This window comes from Proteus sp. G2673, from assembly GCF_009915125.1.
Taxonomy (GTDB): domain Bacteria; phylum Pseudomonadota; class Gammaproteobacteria; order Enterobacterales; family Enterobacteriaceae; genus Proteus; species Proteus penneri.
The window spans coordinates 1-19351 of record NZ_JAABLT010000010.1; the positions used below are offsets into that span (position 1 = coordinate 1).

General features: G+C 37.6%; 16 protein-coding genes and 1 tRNA gene. 11 read left to right on the forward strand and 6 right to left on the reverse strand.

The genetic code is table 11. From position 1 onward, the window contains the following. The 4 genes from GWI59_RS05270 to GWI59_RS05285 form a co-directional block, all read right to left on the reverse strand. On the reverse strand, nucleotides 1-1896 hold a 1896-nt coding region (locus tag GWI59_RS05270; RefSeq protein ID WP_161724164.1), incomplete at its 3' end, for a hypothetical protein. A gap of 152 nt (nucleotides 1897-2048) precedes the next feature. Further along, the gene (locus GWI59_RS05275) at nucleotides 2049-2915 is read right to left on the reverse strand and encodes a YjjW family glycine radical enzyme activase (protein WP_109848046.1); all 867 of its coding nucleotides are present in this window, start codon (nucleotides 2913-2915) and stop codon (nucleotides 2049-2051) included. Beyond that, nucleotides 2887-4428 (reverse strand): YjjI family glycine radical enzyme, encoded by a 1542-nt coding sequence (locus GWI59_RS05280; protein ID WP_161724166.1) that lies wholly within the window; start codon nucleotides 4426-4428, stop codon nucleotides 2887-2889. Before GWI59_RS05280 ends, GWI59_RS05275 begins: the two co-directional genes overlap by 29 nt. A 225-nt stretch (nucleotides 4429-4653) precedes the next feature. Further along, nucleotides 4654-5388, reverse strand: coding sequence for a YtjB family periplasmic protein (locus GWI59_RS05285; protein ID WP_161724168.1), 735 nt, complete (start codon nucleotides 5386-5388; stop codon nucleotides 4654-4656). 109 nt (nucleotides 5389-5497) lie between these two features. Here GWI59_RS05285 and serB point away from each other — a divergent pair, with 109 nt between their 5' ends. The 9 genes from serB to GWI59_RS05330 all read left to right on the forward strand — a co-directional run bounded on the left by serB (nucleotide 5498) and on the right by GWI59_RS05330 (nucleotide 17103). Then, nucleotides 5498-6475, forward strand: a complete 978-nt coding sequence (gene serB / locus GWI59_RS05290) for a phosphoserine phosphatase (RefSeq protein WP_109400031.1) — start codon at nucleotides 5498-5500, stop codon at nucleotides 6473-6475. A gap of 38 nt (nucleotides 6476-6513) precedes the next feature. Then, nucleotides 6514-7905 (forward strand): DNA repair protein RadA, encoded by a 1392-nt coding sequence (gene radA, locus GWI59_RS05295; protein WP_109400030.1) that lies wholly within the window; start codon nucleotides 6514-6516, stop codon nucleotides 7903-7905. An 11-nt stretch (nucleotides 7906-7916) separates the two neighbouring features. Continuing rightward, on the forward strand, nucleotides 7917-9161 hold the full coding sequence (gene nadR, locus GWI59_RS05300) for a multifunctional transcriptional regulator/nicotinamide-nucleotide adenylyltransferase/ribosylnicotinamide kinase NadR (protein WP_072064375.1): 1245 nt from the start codon (nucleotides 7917-7919) through the stop codon (nucleotides 9159-9161). 372 nt (nucleotides 9162-9533) lie between these two features. After that, complete coding sequence (locus GWI59_RS05305) at nucleotides 9534-10673, forward strand: ElyC/SanA/YdcF family protein (RefSeq protein WP_161724170.1); 1140 nt, start codon at nucleotides 9534-9536, stop codon at nucleotides 10671-10673. Nucleotides 10674-10869: 196 nt separating this feature from the next. Continuing rightward, nucleotides 10870-12417, forward strand: coding sequence for an alpha/beta hydrolase-fold protein (locus tag GWI59_RS05310; RefSeq protein WP_237585319.1), 1548 nt, complete (start codon nucleotides 10870-10872; stop codon nucleotides 12415-12417). Nucleotides 12418-12608: 191 nt separating this feature from the next. After that, nucleotides 12609-14048, forward strand: a complete 1440-nt coding sequence (gene phoA, locus GWI59_RS05315; RefSeq protein WP_072064372.1) for an alkaline phosphatase — start codon at nucleotides 12609-12611, stop codon at nucleotides 14046-14048. 417 nt (nucleotides 14049-14465) lie between these two features. Beyond that, nucleotides 14466-16097 carry a Na/Pi cotransporter family protein gene (locus GWI59_RS05320; RefSeq protein WP_109848050.1) on the forward strand — a complete coding sequence of 544 codons (1632 nt, stop codon included), beginning with the start codon at nucleotides 14466-14468 and terminating at the stop codon, nucleotides 16095-16097. 2 nt (nucleotides 16098-16099) lie between these two features. Continuing rightward, a complete protein-coding gene (locus GWI59_RS05325; RefSeq protein ID WP_109848051.1) occupies nucleotides 16100-16648 on the forward strand; it encodes a GNAT family N-acetyltransferase in 549 nt (182 codons plus the stop codon). A gap of 191 nt (nucleotides 16649-16839) precedes the next feature. After that, entirely contained in the window at nucleotides 16840-17103 is a 264-nt protein-coding gene (locus tag GWI59_RS05330; RefSeq protein ID WP_072064369.1) for a DUF1435 family protein, read from the forward strand. Nucleotides 17104-17167: 64 nt separating this feature from the next. On the opposite strand, the gene GWI59_RS05335 is transcribed toward GWI59_RS05330, so the two are convergent. Together GWI59_RS05335 and rsmC are read right to left on the reverse strand one after the other, a co-directional pair. After that, a tRNA-Leu gene (locus tag GWI59_RS05335) sits at nucleotides 17168-17254 on the reverse strand. A 113-nt stretch (nucleotides 17255-17367) separates the two neighbouring features. Beyond that, nucleotides 17368-18384: a 16S rRNA (guanine(1207)-N(2))-methyltransferase RsmC gene (rsmC, locus tag GWI59_RS05340; RefSeq protein WP_072064368.1), complete on the reverse strand. Its 1017-nt coding sequence runs from the start codon at nucleotides 18382-18384 to the stop codon at nucleotides 17368-17370. 129 nt (nucleotides 18385-18513) lie between these two features. Between rsmC and GWI59_RS05345 the strand changes: the two genes are divergently transcribed. Continuing rightward, nucleotides 18514-18924, forward strand: coding sequence for a DNA polymerase III subunit psi (locus GWI59_RS05345; protein ID WP_072064367.1), 411 nt, complete (start codon nucleotides 18514-18516; stop codon nucleotides 18922-18924). Further along, nucleotides 18893-19339 carry a ribosomal protein S18-alanine N-acetyltransferase gene (gene rimI, locus GWI59_RS05350; protein ID WP_161707027.1) on the forward strand — a complete coding sequence of 149 codons (447 nt, stop codon included), beginning with the start codon at nucleotides 18893-18895 and terminating at the stop codon, nucleotides 19337-19339. The genes GWI59_RS05345 and rimI overlap by 32 nt, the downstream gene beginning before the upstream one ends. The last annotated feature ends 12 nt before the right edge of the window (nucleotides 19340-19351 follow it).

Genomic DNA, 19351 nt, shown 5'->3' on the forward strand with positions numbered 1-19351 from the left:
TTTGTCTAAGCGCGCTTGCTCAGCTTTAGCTTTATCGGCTTGCTCTTTGTCTAAGCGCTCTTGCTCAGTGATATTATCTCTTGTATTCGGTTCGATATTAGCGGTTTGCTTATCTTTTTGTAATTCAGCCAGTATTTGTTGATTTTTTTGGTGTTCATAGCTAACAATCTGTAATTTAAGCCCTATTGGGCTGTTATCTGATGTTGATATATCCCTTTTAATATTATCTTGTTTTGTTTTATAAAAATCTATATCAGATGTATATTCATGGAATTTATTGGAATGTTTATTCCAAGCTTCTACACCTCCGTTATCTATGATTTCCTCTATTTTCTTTTTATTTTCTATGGCTTCATTATATTTTTTAGTTGTTTCTTGTAGTTGAATTTTTAAATTAACTACAAAACGATCATATTCCGTTTGGGCTGTATTTAGTCTTATTTCTGTTGTATTAAAATGATCTTTTGCAGATTTAATATCCTTTTTCGCTAAAATAGTATCTAAGAATATATTAATTTTTTCTTTTTCTTGTTCTATTGTGTTGATTTTCTTTTTATCTAAATGCCATGCGACCGCATACCACTTATCATCCTGTTTTTTAGAGATCCCAAAAATAGTATTACCATCTTTAGAAATAGAGTGTGCTTCTGATTCTTCGTTGTTATCGTGATTTCTAATTTTAAAATTTGGTAATAAAATAGAATAATTATCTTGAATAAAGTATGCAAAAGCATTTCTAGGGTGTTGTGATAAACGTAATTCTTTTATTTCCCTTAAATCACCATCACCGTATTCGGTCCATCCAACAAAAAAATCACCTTTTTCTGAAATAGCTGTTGCTTCTGAATTATAGTAATTAATGCTACTATTAATTCTAGGGATTTTAAATTTATCGTTATTTTGAATGTTTGGATTGTAAATGAAAGCTTGCCGAATTAATCTCTCATTACGTTCCTCTCTGCGCTTAACAAGTGATTCTACCCAGCCTACGGCAATATCATTTTTTTTAGAAAAATGATTTATTTTTGATGAGCCATACTCTGAGTTTGAAAGCAACTCAATCGTGTTTTTTTCTTTGTCATAAATGAAAGCTAATCTAACATTAATTGAATCTTGATTATCTCTTTGTTGTGTACCATAAATATATTTTCCACTATACGAGATACCCGTAATATTGGGATTTTGGTCTGAGGAGTAATTATTGAATATACTTAAATCATTAAAGGCAATAAATCTATTTTTTTCAATGTGATTTTTTAATTCAGTATTATCTATATCACTAAGCAGAACTGTTTTTTTATTTTTATTATCAAAGATAAAAAAATTTTTTTCATTTATTGGGTAAAGGTGTGAGTAAAGGTCTTTATCTTCCGAGTAAAGGCTAAATAAGCCATCTTCTGTCGTAAGATAATAATCATCATTAATAACGTAACTAATGTTATTTTTATTGTTAAATAGAGTTGTTTCTTTTAAATAAATATCATATACAAAAAATATATCACTATTATTATTTTTATGTTCACCATGAGCTGTTAAGTAACGACCATTCTCAGAAAGAGAGATCGCTTTAATATTATTAAAACCGTTTATTTCTAATGGATTAAAGCTTTTGCCTAAGTCGTGACTTATATTAATTTTATTATCATCAGAAACTATTATTGTATTTTGGTATTTAGAAGTTAAGATTACGGGGATATCTCTTGTTTCCATTCTACCATGAATATGTTTGTTACTTGAATAATCTTTAAGTGAAAGGCGATCAATAAATTCGAATTTGAATTTATTTTTTTCAGTTTCGATTAATTCTTTTGGAGAGTCTACGGCATAGCTATATGACGAGTTAATTATTATTGAAGCAATAATTGATAGTTTTATATTTGGTTTACTTATAAGCATAAATTATTATTCCATATATACTGGCAGGTTTTTTTTGAAGACTAATTTGATATTCTTTTTATGTCAATATAAATGGATTTTATTTTAAAATACATTGCTAATTATGTTTATTATAATTATTAGTTGTTATTTTAATTTTTTATTTATTTTGATTATGAATATATATTTGGTGTTTTAATATTGAAAATGCCTCTTTTATTTAATTCTTTTTTAAATAAATCAATGTGTTGTTTTTGTGCTGTTCTCCAATTACTCGCCTTACCATATACCCCATGTTGATGAAAGGCATTAATTCTTACTAATATCGATTCTCCTAGTGAATTAATAAACTGAGAAAGTAATCCAATATTTTCTAAGTAATCTGTTTTTTCTGGAATATATAAAAGGCGTAATTCTGTAAGTAAATTATTGTTCGCGAGCCATTTAATTGATTCTTTAATACGTTGATTACCTCGACCGGTTAAATAAATATGTGATTCTTCATGCCAACTTTTTAAATCGATCATAGCACCATCCATATAGGGGGCAATTTTCTGCCAACCATTAATTGATAATGTGCCATTACTATCAATTAAACAGGAGAGGTGTTTCAGATCGGGTGCTTCTTTGATTGCTTTAAAATAATCAATCAAAAAAGGCAGTTGTAACGTAGATTCACCACCACTGATGGTGACACCATTAATAAATGCTGCATATTTGCGTGTAAGAGCCATTAGTTCATCAACAGTATAGGTTAATGTCATCGGGCTTGATTGTCGTGGGCATTGTTGAATACAGGTATCACACTGTTCACAGCTTGTACTATTCCAACTTATCTTACCATTTTGTAATGAAAGCGCTTGCTGTGGGCAAGTCGCAATGCAGTCACCGCAACTGTCACAGATCCCCATAGTGTAGGGATTGTGACAATTTTTACACCGCAAATTACACCCTTGCAGGAAGATGGCCAGACGATTGCCTGGCCCATCTACACAAGAGAAGGGGAGTATCTTATTTATCGAAACGCATCTGCTGTTCATGACTGATAACTCTAGGTTTACGTTCAGCGATATGACAGTTTGCTGTGGCTTCATCACCTAACCAAGTGGTATTAAGGCGGGAGCCTTCTTCTTTGTATTTTTTTAAATCAGATAAACGCACCATATAACCAGTAACACGCACTAAATCATTACCCCCTACGTTGGCAGTAAATTCTCTTAATCCGGAGGAAAATGCCCCTAAGCAGAGTTGCATTAACGCATCAGGATTTTGTTTGATGGTTTCATCAACGGTTAAAATATCGCTGATCCCTGAGGTATAAAATTGATGGTGAGGAGCAACCGTCATTAAATGGGTAACAGGATCTGGCTCTTTACCATAAGGAATGCGAGTCGCAGGAGTTGTGCCAATATCAGAACTAATACCTGATTGTGCATGTAACATGGCTCGATGCTTCCAACCATATTTAACAGGTGTATCAGCGACAAATTGTGCCAGTTTTTCGCTGATCATATAGCTAAGTTTGTTGGCGGATTCATTATCACCATAAGCCGCTTGCTTGCCTTCTTTTTCAAGTAGAAGTGCTACGGCTTCTGCCATGCCATAAATACCAAACATGGGCGCGAAGCGATTAGGTGAGATCAAACCTTCTTCGACTAAGAAACTTTGTTGAAAGAAGTTCGATTTTTCATAGAGATATTCACAACGTACATCAATAATCTCTATCTGTTTCTGCATATAAAATGGCAAAACCTGAGTTAGAAAATCTTGGCTATCTTGGCTACGTTTAGCGACTTCTTTAAGGTTAATCCGTACTAAAGTGCTACCGCCACCACTTTGCGGTAGAGAGTTATAACAACTGACAATTCCGTATTCATCTTTTCCAAATACCGCATCTTGCAAAATACCGTTAGCAATATGAGGTTTACTGCTGTGGCAAATATTGGTGATGGCTTGGTGAAGTAGGTTTGTTGGTGTTGAATTCGCATCATAAATAAAGGTGAGATTAGGTGCGACTTGCTGAAGTTCAACATCCACTTTAAGAATTAAACGTGTAAGAACAGAGTCTTCAGGGCCAATATTGGCGTGCATAAAAGCATCGGGTAGTGTTCTATCGAGATAACGCCAGAAGCGTTTTAATTTAGGGTAAAGCTGTTCTTCGGTTAGCTCGCCGACATAAGGCAGTAAAATTTTATCAATACGCCCTAAATAAACAGGCATAGAAGTTACAGAAGGAACATGGTGATAAAGGATAGTCAGCATGTTTAAGGCGTCGTCAAAATCTTGCGCAGGTTCGAGTTCTAAATAGCGAGATCCCTGTGCTAAAAACTTCGCGTAATCAGGCAGGACATAACGTGGTTTATAAGGGGCGTGACCTTCATACATATCACAGATAACCCGTTCATTAAGCGCTTTAGCTGCATCTTCAGGTAGAGACGGATAAGGCTGCATATTCTCAGCTTCTAACGCCAGAAAATGACGTTTTTGTTCCGGGGAAAGGGTTGGGTTTTCTACGATTTGTCGACAACGTTGGATAGCAGATTGTTCAGTCATAACCACCTCAGTACTCAAAGAGCCAGAAAAAGATTTAAAACTTATCTTTTTAGGTTAATGACTTGGTCAGAATTTACCGTGACTTTAAACAAAACCCCCTTAAAGATTAAGGAAATAGCACAAAAATACGCATAAATTAGATATATCTAAATAAGTAAATAGAAAAAAGTGAGCTTAGTTAATTATTCACTAAACTCACTGAATAGTTTGCTAAAAAATAAGAATTTATATTTTATCTATTTTATTGTCAGTGTCGTTATTTTCCTCTTTGACACCCTCTTTTGATTCATTTTCTTCATCATTTTCATCCGCGCTTTCTTTATCTTCCCCTTTTTCAGTACGAGGCGGTAAATTAGCTGTTAATAAATAAGGAGACTGTTGCCAATGAACGGGAGTTAGTTGAAGAAGGTTATGAGAAAGCAAAAAGCCAATCGCAAGTGCGACTAATAGCATGACTCGCAATAAATTAGTGGTGTTATCGACTTGGCTTGATTCAGTGATCAACTGGTGAGTATCTAATGTCAGCCTTAAAAATCCCTTCGGTTTATCTTTACCCGGTACAGGAACAACAAGTTGGTGATTAAAAGAACCGCCACTCTTCTGTCCTTCTAGTGCTAATCGTTCTTTAACAGTGACATTTTCACCACTATGCGCTATTTGTGTTCCATCTTCTAAATAAAGGCTGGCATCAAGTACCCGACTATTGTGAGTGAGATGATTTAAATTAGCCATAATGAGGGGATTTACGTTATCTTTGCTACTGTCATCCAAATAAGTGGATAAAGAGAACGCAACTTGTTCTGCCAGCGTTTTTGCAAGCTCTTCAAACTGAGTAATACGGGCGTGTTGATTAGCACGGCTAAAATAAGACGCGCCTTGCATAAGAAATGCCAATAGTGCGATACAAATCAGTATAATCGCCGTTTTTTGTAGTTTGAATTTTAGTTTGTCTTTAAGCATGTTCATCCTTTTGCGTAAGCAAGTATGTGCATGTTGCCAGATGAGTCAGAGATAGAATAGGCTGAATAACGATTATTTTGTTCAGACAGGGGAAAACAGGAGAATAAGTATGTCAAATAGTCTGACCTATTGCTATTTACCGGATGAAATCCGTAAATGGCCAGGTCTGCCACTATCACTCAGTGGTGAAGAAGTCATGCCACTGGATTATCGTGCTGGCGATAGTGGGTGGTTACTTTATGGACGAGAACTCGATAAAAAAAGAATTAGCGAGTTTCAACATAAATTAGGCGTGGCAATTGTGGTGGTTTCTTCATGGCGTATTGATGATTACCAAGTGGTACGTATTGCCGGCAGTCTAACCCGTAGAATTCGCCGTTTATCTGATGAATGTGGTCTGGATGTCGTTCCACTAGGTGAAATCCCTCGCTTGCGTTCTCCTGGACTTTTAGTGATGGATATGGATTCAACGGCTATTCAAATTGAGTGTATTGATGAAATCGCCAAACTTGCAGGAGTGGGTGATAAAGTTGCGGCAATAACAGAACGCGCTATGCAAGGTGAAATGGATTTTAGTGAAAGCTTAAAACTCCGTGTTGCTGAACTGAAAGGTGCTGATGCTTCTATCTTGCAAAAAGTAATGGATGATTTACCTCTTATGCCGGGGTTAACGAGCTTAGTGCGTAAACTTCAAGCGATGGACTGGCATATTGCTATTGCATCGGGTGGCTTTACGTATTTCGCCGATAATTTAAAACAAAAATTACGCTTAGTGGCTGCTGTTGCTAATCATCTTGAAATTAAAGATGGCAAACTGACAGGTAAAGTCAAAGGCACGATTGTTGATGCAAAATATAAAGCACAAGTGCTTGCGCGTTTAGCGAAAGATTTAGAGATCCCAATAGAGCAAACAATTGCCATTGGTGATGGTGCAAACGATCTTAAAATGCTGAGAAAAGCGGGGCTTGGCATTGCATATCATGCAAAACCGAAAGTGTATGCTCAAGCAAAAGTCGCTATTCGTCATGCTGATTTAATGGGTGTAATGTGTATTTTAAGTGGTGGTTTAAAACACGAAGAGCGCTAAGTGCGTTTTTCTAAAATCGTTATTGTTGGGAGAAAAGTGTGGCAAAAGCAGCAAAAAGAGCCTTTGTATGTAATGAATGTGGTGCAGATTATCCTCGTTGGCAAGGGCAATGCTCGGCTTGCCATGCGTGGAATACAATTACAGAAGTGCGCCTTGCCGCAACCTCTTCTTCCCGTAACGAGCGTTTCAGTGGCTTTGCGGGTGATGCAAAAGGTGCTAGCCGTGTTCAAAAGCTATCGGAAATTAGCCTTGAAGCATTACCCCGATTCTCAACAGGATTTAAAGAGTTTGACCGTGTATTAGGTGGTGGCGTTGTTCCCGGAAGTGCTATTTTAATCGGGGGAAGTCCCGGCGCAGGTAAGAGTACTTTATTACTACAGACTATGTGCCGTTTAGCTACTGAAATGAAAACGTTGTATGTCACGGGTGAAGAGTCGCTACAACAAGTTGCTATGCGCGCTCATCGATTAGGTTTACCGACAGCAGAACTGAATATGTTGTCAGAAACCAGCATTGAGCAAATCTGTTTAATTGCGTCACAAGAAAAGCCTAAATTGATGGTGATTGACTCTATTCAAGTGATGCATATGGCGGATATTCAATCATCACCGGGCAGTGTTGCTCAAGTGCGTGAAACGGCTGCTTATTTAACTCGTTTCGCTAAAACCAATGATGTTGCCATTATTATGGTAGGCCATGTGACAAAAGATGGCACATTGGCAGGGCCTAAAGTACTGGAACACTGTATTGACTGTTCTGTTATGTTGGATGGTGAGACAGACTCCCGTTTCCGTACTTTACGTAGTCATAAAAACCGTTTTGGTGCCGTTAACGAATTAGGTGTTTTTGCCATGACGGAGCAAGGATTACGAGAAGTGAGTAATCCTTCTGCTATCTTTTTAAGCCGAGGAGATGAAATCACATCAGGCAGTTCTGTGATGGTGGTATGGGAAGGAACAAGGCCTTTGCTGGTGGAGATACAAGCCTTAGTTGATCACTCAATGCTATCAAATCCACGTCGTGTGGCTGTGGGATTAGAGCAAAATCGTCTTGCTATTCTACTTGCCGTTTTACACCGTCATGGCGGATTGCAAATGTCTGATCAAGACGTTTTTGTCAATGTGGTGGGAGGGGTTAAAGTCACAGAAACCAGTGCTGATTTAGCCTTGTTATTATCATTAGTATCAAGTTTTCGTAATCGTCCTTTACCGCGTGATTTAGTGATATTTGGTGAAGTTGGCCTTGCGGGAGAAATTCGGCCTGTACCGAGTGGACAAGAGCGTATTGCAGAAGCTGCAAAACATGGATTTAAACGGGCGATTGTACCGAGTGCGAATATGCCGAAAAAAAATCCTCCTGATATGAAAGTGTATGGTGTGAAGAAGCTGTCAGATGCATTATCTGTTCTTGATGATTTAGAAGATTTCTAAAGGAGCTAATTATGGGACCTTTTGATTATATCAAACAGGCTATCAGAAAAAATGGATATACATTACAACAAGTTGCTGATGAAAGTGATATGACGAAAGGCTATCTTAGCCAATTGATTAATAATAAAATCAAGAGCCCCAGTGCGCAAAAAATGTCAGCGTTACACCAATTCTTAGGGTTAGAATACCCAGTGAAAAAGAAAACCATCGGTGTGATTTTCGGCAAATTTTATCCACTCCATACAGGGCATATTTATTTAATTCAACGCGCTTGTAGTCAAGTGGATGAATTACATGTCATTTTGTGTCATGACGAGCCTCGTGATAAAAACTTATTTATCAATAGTGCGATGTCACAACAACCGACAGTCAGTGACAGATTACGTTGGTTATTACAAACCTTTAAATATCAAAAAAATATTCGTATTCATGAGTTTGATGAGCACGGTATTGAACCACAACCCCATGGTTGGGAAATGTGGAGTGAAGGGATCAAAGCGTTTTTGCACGAAAAGCAGATAACCCCTGATTTTATCTATACCAGTGAACGAGAAGATTCAGAACAATATAATGCTTTCTTGGGTATTGAAACGGTATTGATTGATCCTGAACGTTCCTTTATGAATATTAGTGGTAGCCAAATCCGCCAAGCACCTTTTAAATATTGGGAATATATTCCAACAGAAGTTAAACCCTTCTTTGTGCGTACCGTGGCTATTTTAGGCGGTGAATCTAGCGGTAAATCAACACTAGTCAATAAGCTTGCCAATATCTTCAATACAACCAGTGCATGGGAGTATGGTCGCGATTATGTTTTCTCTCATTTAGGTGGAGACGAGATGGCATTACAATATTCGGACTACGATAAAATCGCATTAGGACATGCTCAATATATTGATTTTGCTGTTAAATATGCCAATAAAGTGGCTTTTGTTGATACGGACTTTGTCACAACGCAGGCATTTTGTTTACGTTATGAAGGTAAAGAGCACCCCTTTGTTCAAGCTTTGATTGATGAATACCGTTTTGATTTAGTTATCTTGCTAGAAAATAACACGCCATGGGTAGCTGATGGTTTGCGTAGTTTAGGCAGTGATAAAGATCGTCGTCGTTTCCAAACTTTACTGATGGAAATGTTAGATAAAAACAATATTGAGTATATTAAAGTTAACTCACCTGATTATGACGAGCGCTTCTTAAGTTGCGTCGAATTAGTCAGAGAATTATTAATGATGCAATCAAAACATATTGAGTAACGTTATAATTAAAAACGCCATTAGTGGCGTTTTTACATTAAAGAATTAACTTAAATGCAAGCTTCTCACTTTCTACTAAAGAATAAAGTGTTTTTATTCTTTATCACTGATGAGCTATCAGAACAAAATTACTTACTAAAAGATAAAAATACATAAAGAAATCTGTCAAATAAGCTATTTACCTAATAATGCTATTATTTTTCAATAAGGTGAGAAAGGTTACTGAAAATTAATGCGGAGATCTTTATTATAAATATTAGGTATAGATTTATCGGTGTGTATTTCTTTTACCATTAGGTGTGAGGAGTCACACTCTCTATCTTCATTCGCTCAGGTGAAGAAGCTGACTATTTTTCGTAAAAGGACAAGATAATGGCGCAACCTTCCCGTGTTTCACATCGTATTAAGAAAACGGTCATTTCGTTAGCGATTGCTGCTTTAGGTTTTACCGTTTCATCAACTGCATTGTCTTACCAAAAAGTGCATCAGCCAGATAATAGTTATCAGCAATATGTTTCTCAGCGTCAAACTGTTGATAGCTTGATCCAAGATGCGTTAGATGCCTTTAAATCTCCGGCACGAGTGTCAGATGCAGGGTTTACGGGGAAATTGCCATCCAATATGGAAATTGTGGCGCAAAAACTGCAACAAGCTTATAAATTAGAACCTTACCGCCTCGATTTATTATTTAGCACCGCGAGTGCTTATATCTATAACAATGATGTTCCTCGCGCGATTACTATTTATAAACAAATTTTAGAAGCCGCTCCTGATGATATTGATGCGCTAATTTATGTCACTTCATGGACTCGTTTTGAAGGAAAAGACAAAGAAAGTGAAGCGTATTTCAATAAATTGAAATCATTAAATCCAGCTAAAGCTGAAGAGATTAATCGCTTTTTCGCAGAGATTGACCGCGTCAGTAAAATGCCTTTAAGTGATAAATTGACACCGGTAGATTTGGCAAAACTAAATAAAACCAAAGATAACAACGCGATTGTGACATTGGGTTATGCCTTAAATCCCGATGGCACAATGAATAAGATTTTAATTGAACGCTTAAATAAAACCTTAGAAGTGGCTAAACAATTACCTGATGCCATGATTGTCGTTACGGGAGGTGTGCCGAAAGCACATCAAACGGAAGGTAAATTAATGGCGGATTGGTTGGTGAAAAACGGTATTGCACCGGAACGTATTTTCCAAGAAAACTACGCACGTACAACTGTCGAAAATGCGTTATTTAGCCGTTATGCTTTAACCAAACATCGTATTAAAACAGCAGTGATTATTAGCTCTGGTAGTCATGTTCGTCGTGCTGATGCGATTTTCACTATCGCGAGTTGGCAAAGTGGCCCAAGTGATATCTCTTACCTAACAGTTGTCGCACCTGATAAGCCATTAGCGGAATTACAAAAAGCCAGTAAATCAGATATACAAGGTATTTATCGTGATGGCTTAAAAGCGTTAGGATTATGGAGTTTTCGTAGTTATCCATTAGAAGAGCGTTGATTTAATATTGCATTATAAAAAAGCTCAAATAATTTATTTGAGCTTTTTTATTTGATGCGAAAAATAGTTTTGATGATATGTAGCAATTTTACCTTTTTACTTATTGTAATGATAACAATTATCATTACTATTGTTTCTCACAATAGTTCATAACGAGAATAATATAGTGAGAATTCCTTTGATGATATGTGCACTAATGGCATCCTTTCCTAGTTTTGCTAATTGTTTATCTGTAACAGAAGGTAATGAAATAACAGGCCAGTTTGATAACAATACGGTGTGTTTTGCTACTCATTTAGAGCACGAACGTTATGTTGAATTAAACGTAAAAGGCATACAAAATCTACGGTTAGAGACACAAGATGGTACTCATATTCGTAGCTTATTGAAAGATGTTCCCGCTGATGGACAACAAAAAATCCGTTTTTTATTGCCTAAAACGTCTAGTTATCAATTGGTTGGACAAGGTGAGAAGGGGAAGTCATGGCAACTCATGCTAACAACACAACCTTATCAACCTTTAGATAAAGATGCCGGTATTGCACTAACTAGCCCTCGTTTACAAACGCTCGCTAAACAACTTGATCAAAAAAATATTCAGGCGTTTTGGCAACAAATACGTCAGGAAGGGACTCCTCTGATTGAGCCTTATGATAGTGGTAAAAAGCGAGTCACTTTTCTATGGCAAGGCGCCAAAAAGAATGTTTATTTATTGGGATCACCCGATGGTAATCATGATCCGTTAACACGTTTAGCCAATAGTGATATTTGGTATCGTAGTTATATCGTGCCTAACGACACATTAATGCAATATAAATTAGCGCCTGATGTACCTGTTATTGAAAATTCAGCGCCTTTTGAGCAACGTCGCGCGATTTTAACCACGGCACAAGCTGATCCATTTAATTCCCAAAATTCACCAAGTCAATCTGAGGATATCTATAATCACTTTTCTTTATTGTCGCTAGGCAGTAAGCGTGAATGCCAGTTGCCTGATATTCTTGATAGAACCATGAAGGGTAAGACAGAGATTGTTCGCTTTCACAGTGAGATCTTAAATAATGATCGTGAAATAGCACTTTACCGGCCAGCCCAAAAAATGGAAACACCACGGATCCTCGTATTATTTGATGGTCAAATTTATCGTCGCCAATATGGTATTGATAAGTTTTTTGATAAACAGATAGAGGAAGGGAAATTGGCACCGATGATGATCCTATTTGTTGATAGTATTGATAGCGATCGCCGTAGTGTTGAATTACCACCAAATCCTGATTTTTACCGTTTCTTGGCAGATGAATTATTTGTTTGGCTAGAAAAAGAGAAAGGTATTCACATATCAGCAGAAGAAACGATTGTATCAGGCTCAAGTTATGGTGGATTAGCGTCTTCATGGGTTGCATTTAATCGCCCAGATCGCTTTGGTAAAGTACTGAGTATGTCCGGATCTTATTGGTGGGCACCTGAAAATGAAGAGCCTGAATGGCTTATTCGACAATTTGAGCAAGCAGATAAAAAGCCATTACAGTTTTTCTTAGAAGCAGGGCTATTTGAAAGTCGTGGTGATAAAGGCGGGATTTTAAATAATAATCGCCACTTGAAACAGGTTTTAGAGCAAAAAGGCTATCCTGTTCAATCACTCGAAATGGCCAGTGGGCATGATTATATTTCTTGGTGTGAAACCCTGTATTTAGGGGCAAAAGCATTAACTCAAGAGAATGACGAGTTTAAGATCACGCCTTAACAATATGTTTTAATATAACAAAAGCTTATACACGTATTCGCAGTATAAGCTTTTTGTTTGTCATCAAGGTGTCATAAAGTTGTCATCGAAATCGCTTTTACCCTTCATTTCTCTGTCATTTAACTGCCGTAAGCTTTTCCTGACTTAAAACATTAACCCTGTTTTTTACTTTAGAGTGCAAGGAAAAAGCTATGTCTCATCGTTACCAACGTTCTATTTTATCCGTTATTGTCACAACGCTATTGGCTGGTGCGAGTTTCTCTTCTTTTGCAGCTCCCGTTGCTGCCGATGCAATTTTGGCACAAGATCGCGCAGCAAAAGGTAATATCACGGAATTTGGCGGTGCTCGCCGTATGACTCAAGATCAAACTGAGGCATTAAAAGCAGCTTTAAATAATAACCAAGCGAAAAATGTGATCCTCTTTATTGGTGATGGTATGGGGGATTCTGAAATCACTGTTGCACGTAACTACGCTGAAGGTGCAGGTGGCTTTTTTAAAGGTATCGATGCGTTACCGATAACGGGTCAATACACACACTATTCATTAGATAGAAAAACACAAAAACCTAACTATGTAACAGATTCGGCAGCCTCAGCAACAGCATGGGCTTCTGGTGTGAAAACTTATAATGGTGCATTAGGGATTGATGTATTTGGTAAGGATCACCAAACCATTTTGGAATTAGCAAAAGCCAACGGAAAGGCAACGGGGAACGTGACTACATCTGAAATTCAAGATGCGACACCTGCCGCACTGTTTTCTCATGTCACTGGACGTAAATGCTATGGTCCAGTTGAAACCTTAGAAAAATGCTCAACTAATGCATTAGAAAATGGCGGCAAAGGTTCTATCTCTGAACAACTATTAGTGACTCGTGCAGACGTTACATTAGGGGGCGGTGCAAAAAGTTTTGCTCAAACTGCCGCTGCGGGAGAATACAAAGGTAAAACGTTAGAGCAACAAGCTATCGAGCGTGGTTATCAAATCGTCAAAGATGCAAAATCGTTAGATGCAATTACTTTGGCAAATCAGGATAAGCCGGTATTAGGTTTATTCCATGAAGGTAATATGGCTGTGGCGTGGGAAGGACCAAAAGCCACGTATCATGGTAATTTGAATAATCCACCATTAGAGTGCAAACCTAACTCTAAACTCGATCCAAATGCGCCAACACTGGCACAAATGACTAAAAAAGCGATCGATTTACTGAAAACTAATGAAAACGGTTTCTTCTTACAAGTCGAAAGTGCTTCTATTGATAAGCAAGATCATAATGCTAATCCTTGCGGACAAATCGGTGAAACTGTTGCGTTAGATGAAGCAGTACAAATCGGTTTAGATTTCGCTAAACAAAACGGCGACACTTTGATTATTGTCACCGCTGACCATGCGCATTCAAGCCAGATTATTGAAGCTGATGTGAAATCAAGTGGCTTAACACAAGCACTTATCACTAAAGATGGTGCGGTTATGGTGGTGAATTACGGTAACTCAGAAGAAGGATCTCAAGAGCATACTGGTGCGCAATTACGTGTTGCTGCTTATGGCCCGCATGCTGCGAATGTGGTTGGGTTAACTGACCAAACAGACTTGTTCTTCACAATGCGTGATGCTATGGGTCTGAAGTAAATTCTAGTTGAATTTATAGTCTGTCTGAACTTGTAGTCGAATTGCCTTACTAAATTGTTGTATTTTCGCGCGACTTAGAGAGATACCCTCTGGTCGCGTTTTTTTATTAAAAATTGAGCCTATTTAAAATAAAATGATAATAAATCAATAGGTTATTTATAGGGTGATTTTGAAAGTGACACATTTTCTGTTATAATTAACAGAATTCACAAATTAATCTATGTAATATTCTCAATTTCTCCATTGATTATTGCACTTAAGTTGCAATATCTTTTTGCCTAGTCACCTTATGTGTTATTAAGGCATTACCAATAAAAATCTTTTCTCAGATGTATCTGCTCATGGTCTTTCTCTTTTTATGAGATTGAAGGAGAACAGAGTCAAACAAACAACGATAAAAATAAGGTTATTATTTCTATGCTGACACTGCTTCATTTACTCTCATCAGTCGCGCTTCTTGTCTGGGGAACACATATTGTTCGTACAGGCATTATGCGCGTCTTTGGCTCTGATTTACGCCGAATTTTAGGTAAAAGTATTAATAAAAAATCCAACGCTTTCCTTGCAGGTGTTGGGGTAACGGCATTAGTCCAAAGCAGTAATGCGACGGCACTTTTGGTTATCTCTTTTGTGACGCAAGGACTTATTTCGATTACTCCTGCACTTGTTATTATGTTAGGTGCGGATGTAGGTACGGCACTTATGGCACGAGTGCTGACGTTTGATCTCTCTTGGTTATCTCCACTTCTTATTCTTGTCGGGGTGATTACTTTTTTAAGTCGTAAAAAAGAGCGCGTCGGGCAACTTGGGCGAGTGGGAATTGGCCTTGGCTTAATTATTTTAGCTTTGCAATTGATAGTCACCTCAGCAGAGCCAATCACTCATGCCAGTGCGGTACAAGCTATCTTTACATCATTAAGTGGAGACACTGTTTTAGCTCTCTTAGTGGGCGCTCTGTTTGCCATGGTGAGTTATTCAAGCCTTGCGGCCGTGTTATTGACCGCGACATTGAGCGCAACTGGGCTAATGCCTTTGTATATCAGCTTATGCATTGTGATTGGCTCTAATATTGGCAGTGGCTTACTTGCGTTAATGAGTAGTCGGGGACAAAATATTGTTTCACGCCAAGTCGTATTAGGAAGCCTCTTCTTTAAATTAATTGGTGCATTATTGGTTTTACCTTGGATAACCATCATTGCAAATAAAATCCAGCAATATGGATTTTCATCGGCTGAAGTCGTTATCTATTTTCATGTTATTTATAACCTTGCACGCTGTGTATTGATGATCCCTTTTGTCGGCATAATGGCAAAATTATGTCAGCGACTTATTCCGGAATTACCAGCCACAGGATCGGAAGTTGCGCCTCGTTATTTGGATCAATCTGCTATTGATACTCCATCTTTAGCTATCGCTAATGCGGTGAGAGAATCACTACGATTAGGTGATGTTGTAGAACAAATGTTGCAACGTTTTACTGCATTAATGGAAGGTGATCGTCAGCAGAAAAGGGAAATTAGTCAGTTAGAAGAAGAGGTGGAGTTGCTCCATAGCAGCATTAAATTGTACATGGCGCAAATTCAACAGCATGATCTAGGTACGGAAGATTCCCGACGTTGGGCTGAAATTATTGATACAGCGATGAATTTACAACAATCATCCGCTATCATTGCGCGTATGTCGGCTGAAGTGGTGAGTAAAGGTTTAAATCATCACTTATTTTTATCGGAGGAAGGACGTCGTGAATTACAGACACTCCTTGAGCGTCTGCAAAGTAATCTGAATCTGGCGATGTCGGTATTTGTTTCCGGCAACATGGAACATGCTCGTAAGTTACGTCGAGCAAAACATCGTTTCCGTTTACTCAACCAACGTTACTCGTTTGCACATGTAGAACGTCTTCATTTGCATAATATGCAAAGCATTGAAACCAGTTCTTTGCATACCAGTTTGCTTGGTGATATGAAACGGTTGAATTCCTTATTCTGTGCGGTGGCTTACCACGCATTAGAAAAAAGTGAATCATCATCAGAACAGGTTAATCATTAATAATGAAAAATAATATTCGTCAATTAACAAGAAATGAAATTCCGCAGGTATGGGGAATTGATAGAACGGAGCTTATTGAAAAGCTATATGTATTGAAAGAAGGAAAGTTACTTTTATCAAAGCAGCGCTTTGATATGAAAGGTTGGCCAGAAGGTGAGGCAGAACATTACACCCCAGTTTTACTTGAAAGCTTTGATCGAGGCGCGCCTTTCTGGGGTGTTTTTGAACATGATCGATTGGTTGCTGCGGCAAGTGTTGATCCGAAAAAGCGCGGTAAAAATGGTAGTCTACTTCAACTTTCTTTTTTACATGTCAGCCACCCGCAACGTGGGCAAGGCTTAGCGCGAATATTATTTGATTATTGTGTGGAATATGCGAAGGAAAACGGTGCGGATGGATTATATATTTCATCAACACCTTCTGAAAACAGCGTGAATTTTTATCAGCATTTAGGGTGTCGTTTAATTGATATTCCTGATCCTGAACTTTATGAAAGAGAGCCAGAAGATATTCATATGGTCTTTTATTTTATAAAGTCAAATAACGCTTAATTTCGTTTATTAATAATATTATAAAATCAAACGCCTTTTCGTGAGAATGAGAAGGCGTTTTTTATGTTTTAGAAAATGCTTTAACCTTTTAAAAAATAAGGATATAGAGCGTTTTTTTTCTTTATATAAGTTGATTTAGTATTGGTGCTGTATATAATAATGAAAATCATTATCATTAATGGTGAGTTATTATGGCTAAATTAACACGTTTATCTTCAGTCGCTTCTTGGACATCTCGTATCAGTTTATGGGAAATGTTAGCGGTTTCTTCTTTGCTTACCGTCATTATGCACTCGATTGCTGGAACATCTGCATTTACGTTAGTTTTAGTTGTTTCAATGCTGCTATCAACATTGATGTTATTCCATAAGAAATTGCAGATGTGGGTGATGATCCCGGCTGGTGTTGTGTTGACTTATAGCTTAATGACACTGTTAGTCACATATTCTGGATAATGAATAGAGAGCAATAAAGGATTATTAACTGGGGGTTATCAAAGGAAAAGAAAGGTTAATTGAGTGGTGCGAAGAGGGGGACTTGAACCCCCACGTCCGTAAGAACACTAACACCTGAAGCTAGCGCGTCTACCAATTCCGCCATCCTCGCAGTCAGACAGAACGCGAATTCTATGCCAATTATTTTTGGCGTCAATTATTTTTTATTAATAAATATCTTGGTGATGAAAAATAAAGCCCTGTCATAAATAACAGGGCTTGTGATTAGTCTTTCTTGGTGGCTTGGTAAACTTTGAATTTACCTGTTGATGCAAGCACTTCATGAGAGCCAAATACATGATCCAGGATATCTGGATAAGGGATAAACGAATTCGCTACAATGCGTAATTTACCGCCTTTTTTCAGATAATTTGGTGCAAGGCGAATAATATCTTCAGCAGCAGTATAGCTTGTACCTAAACCATCATGGAAAGGCGGGTTTGAGATTATCCAATCATAAGTTTCTTCAACGGCAGAATAGACATTACTTGCAATCACTCGGCCTTCTAATTCATTCACATTTAATGTCGCAATACTGGAAGAAATTGCCGCTGCATTTACATCACACAAGGTGAGTTTCAACATTGGGTTTTTCTTGCCTAAAACTGTAGCAAGAACGCCACAACCACATGCCATATCCAGTAAATCGCCAACCATTGCATCATCAAAAGTTGAAAGTAATAAACGGCTACCTTCATCTAATGCATTTTGGCTAAAGACACCCGGTAATGCCATTACGGTTAAGTCGTCATGGCGATAGGTTTGCCACCAGTTATTACGGTCAAACAGTGTTTGATATGTTTGAGTACCAAAAAATAAGCTACAACGGCGTGCAGAATCTATTTTTTTAAGTTTAGCGATACCGTTCATTAATTCAGTGGCACTTTTAACACCGCTACGGTTTTCACCGACGATAAAAATTTCAGTACCCACTTGTAAGTTAGAGCAAAGGCTACGCAGTTGGAAAGTGGCTTCGTTTTTATTTTTAGGCCAAAAATAGATCAAGGTATTGCAATATTTCACAAAGGATTGATCTGCAACTAAACCGAAGAGTGCATTATCCCCCATTGATTTTAGTAATGGTAGCCACTGGTGATATTGGTTGGTATATGCTCTGACACTTTTTGCCTGAATTTGCGCCGCAAAAGTATCTTGAAGATCACCTGCAATAAGTACATGCCTGTCTGCGAAATGATCTAGGTGACGAAGAATAACTTCGCTAGCAGGGGACAGTGAGGACATTATGATTATTACTCCTTAAAAAACATGAGACGCATGATATCAGATATAAAGAAACCGACGCTATTTATTGGCGTAGTTTATGCCCTCTGATACTATGTACCGTTGTTCTACACTTGATAGGTAAACATAATGAGCCGTAAAGACAGAATGTTATCCCAACTTGGAATTCGTCAGTGGGTACTTCATAAGCCTGCTGTGTTAAAAGGCGAGCATTCTGTTCAATTTCCGGATACAACACGTTTACTTATCATTACTGATGATACCGTTGATCTAAATAACGGGCTTTTCTCTGATATTTTTAGCGCCATGGGGATAGATAAAGACGAAATCTATTGTATTACAACAGATGATGTGAGCATGCTCACAGAATCATTCAATCTTCCCTGCTGGTTATTAGGCACTGATCTCATACTTCCCTCTGAATATACTTCTCTGAGAAGCCCTTCATTACATCAGTTATATTTTGATGCTGATGCAAAACGCGATCTTTGGAAACAAATTTATCAATATGAAGACCATTTCACTCTTAAACCCTGCTGATTTACCTTTAGCATGGGAAATTGAAAAATTAAGTCATTCATTCCCTTGGAGTGAAGAAACATTTTATAGTAACCAAGGTAGTCATTATTTTAATCTGAAAATTTGCATTGATAATATTATTGTAGGTTTTGCAATTACGCAATTAATATTAGATGAGGCAACACTTTTTAATATCGCAATCCATCCTGATTATCAGGGGAGAGGTTACGGTAAAGCACTTTTATTGGAACTGATTGAAACACTTGAGAAAAAAAATATCGCCACCTTGTGGTTAGAGGTGCGAGAATCTAATGAAAAAGCGTTCAATCTCTATGAATCTATAGGATTTAATTTCGTTTCAAAACGCAAAAACTATTACCCAACGAAGACAGGAAATGAAGATGCGATTATCATGGCTTATCCTATTTCTTTCTAATTAAATCTTTAT